Origin of the sequence: Asaia sp. W19 (genome assembly GCF_003994335.1) — a bacterium.
Lineage (GTDB): Bacteria > Pseudomonadota > Alphaproteobacteria > Acetobacterales > Acetobacteraceae > Asaia.
In genome coordinates, this window is record NZ_PNQZ01000131.1 from 1 (window position 1) to 770 (window position 770).

General features: G+C 58.5%; 2 pseudogenes. Both read left to right on the forward strand.

Annotation, left to right across the window (positions count from 1 at the left end):
- Window positions 1-426: pseudogene (locus tag C0V97_RS18455) on the forward strand (YgdI/YgdR family lipoprotein); the annotation flags it as partial.
- Window positions 419-770: pseudogene (locus tag C0V97_RS17290) on the forward strand (baseplate assembly protein); the annotation flags it as partial. The pseudogenes C0V97_RS18455 and C0V97_RS17290, both read left to right, overlap by 8 nt.

A 770-nucleotide genomic window follows, 5' to 3' on the forward strand; every position in this document is an offset into this window, starting at 1 on the left:
YGAAAAAAGACCTACAAATTCATCTATGCGATCCCCATGCTTGGCACTACAGGCCAAGCCAGCCCGTATCAGGTCACGATCTGGTCGAACAATCTCAAGGACTTGCAGGGCAAGACGATCCCCAAGGTCAGCGCCAAGACAGGAATGATCGGCTATCCGGCCTATAGCAATTACGGCGTCTCTCTCGTCACGCTGTTCGACCACCGCCTGCAATTCATGAACACCTTCGCAATCGACAGCGCGTATCTGCCTGCTGCCTGGGTAAACAATCAGGCCGGACAGGTGGCCCCGATGCCGGTCAACGGCACATGGGTCGCGCAGATGGTCACGCACGAACTCGATAGCGAAATCCCCAATGGCCGATGGTTCACGCGCGTCGAAGCGATGAGAACCGATTACGCAGGGAACATCTCGTACAATGGTTGATCATGTCTCACCCCAGAGTACGTTCGCAGGGCTGACCAATGGAAGCGCGATTGACGCCGCCGTTGATCGGGCCATATCCGCCATGGGCACCCCCATCCTCGTCCAAGTCAAAGCCGTCCACGGCGGCGGCGCGTCTCTGGTGGGTCAGGTGGATGTGCAGCCCATGGTTCACATGCAGGACGGCCAGGGCAAGACGTACCCGCATGGCGTCATAACGGGCGTTCCTTACCTGCGCGTACAGGGCGGCACCTCGGCGCTGATCATCGACCCCATGGTGGGAGATATCGGCTATGTGATGGTGTCGGGCCGCGATATTCAGAATGTCATCACGTCACGCCAGCCCT